The sequence below is a fragment of the Acidovorax sp. HMWF018 genome, from assembly GCF_003061035.1.
In the GTDB taxonomy this organism is placed as follows: Bacteria; Pseudomonadota; Gammaproteobacteria; order Burkholderiales; family Burkholderiaceae_C; genus Acidovorax; species Acidovorax delafieldii.
Genome location: NZ_QAIM01000278.1, coordinates 13,025 through 14,395, shown reverse-complemented (window position 1 = coordinate 14,395; position 1,371 = coordinate 13,025). Strand labels below are relative to the sequence as shown.

Here is a 1,371-nt window from a genome sequence, read left to right as displayed (position 1 = left end):
GCCCTTGCCCGCCATGAGGAACGCAAAACGCTGGCGGTAGGCGGCCTCAAAGGCCGTCTGGATGCTGGCCATGTCGCCAAAAGGCACCACCAGGGCCGAGTCGGTGCCCTCGTAGCGCACATGCACGTTGTGGCGTACCTGCACCGGGTTCGCACTGACCTGCTGGCGCTCCAGCTCGGCCTGCGCGGCAGAACCCAGCGTATCCAGGCGCTCAGCGATCAGTGGCAGGGATTCAGCCGCCAGCGGCATCTCCACCGCCTGCTCGCGGATCACGGTCTGATCGGCCAGGCCCATGCCGTAGGCGCTGAGCACCCCAGCCAACGGGTGTACAAATACGCGCGACATGCCCAAGGCATCTGCCACCAGGCAGGCATGCTGCCCACCGGCGCCACCAAAACACTGCAGGGTGTAGCGCGTCACGTCGTAACCGCGCGCCACGCTGATCTTCTTGATGGCGTTCGCCATCTGCTGCACGGCAATTTGGATGAAGCCTTCGGCCACTTCTTCGGGCCTACGCTGCGTCTGCGCAGCAATTTCTTCAAATCGCGCGCGCACCGCATCGGCGTCCAGCGTTTCGTTGGCTGCGGGGCCGAACACACTCGGGAAGTAACGGGGCTGCACCTTGCCGACCATCACGTTGGCATCGGTCACAGCCAGCGGGCCGCCTCGGCGGTAGCTCACCGGGCCTGGATTGGCGCCGGCGCTCTCAGGGCCGACGCGAAAACGGGCGCCGTCGTAGGCCAGCACCGAGCCACCGCCAGCCGCCACCGTGTGGATGCTCATCATGGGGGCGCGCATGCGCACACCGGCCACGTGGGTCTCAAACTCGCGCTCGAACGCACCGGCGTAGTGGCTCACATCGGTGGACGTGCCGCCCATGTCAAAGCCGATGACCTTTTCGTGTCCGGCCAGGCCCGCCGTGCGCGCCATGCCCACAATGCCGCCTGCTGGGCCGGAGAGGATGGCGTCCTTGCCCTGGAAGGTGCCTGCATCGGTAAGACCACCGGACGACTGCATGAAGAACAGCTTGACGCCCGGCATCTCGCTGGCCACCTGCTCCACGTAGCGGCGCAGGATGGGAGAAAGGTAGGCATCTACCACCGTGGTGTCGCCCCGGCTCACGAACTTCATCATGGGGCTGGTTTCGTGCGAGGTGCTGATCTGCGTGAAGCCCACTTCCTGTGCGATGCGCTTGGCCGCCTGCTCGTGCTGGGTGTAGCGGTAGCCATGCATGAACACAATGGCCACGCTGCGCAGGCCGCGACCGTAGGCGGCCAGCAGGTCACCGCGCAAGGTGGCTTCGTCCAGGTTCTGCAGCACGCCACCATGGGCGCCCATGCGTTCGCGGGCCTCGATGACTTCGGTGTAAAG

Annotated in this window: 1 protein-coding gene; it reads right to left on the bottom strand. The window is 65.8% G+C overall.

What is annotated here, in order from left to right:
- On the bottom strand, positions 1–1,371 hold a 1,371-nt coding region (locus DBR23_RS30490; RefSeq protein ID WP_304466206.1), incomplete at both ends, for a hydantoinase/oxoprolinase family protein.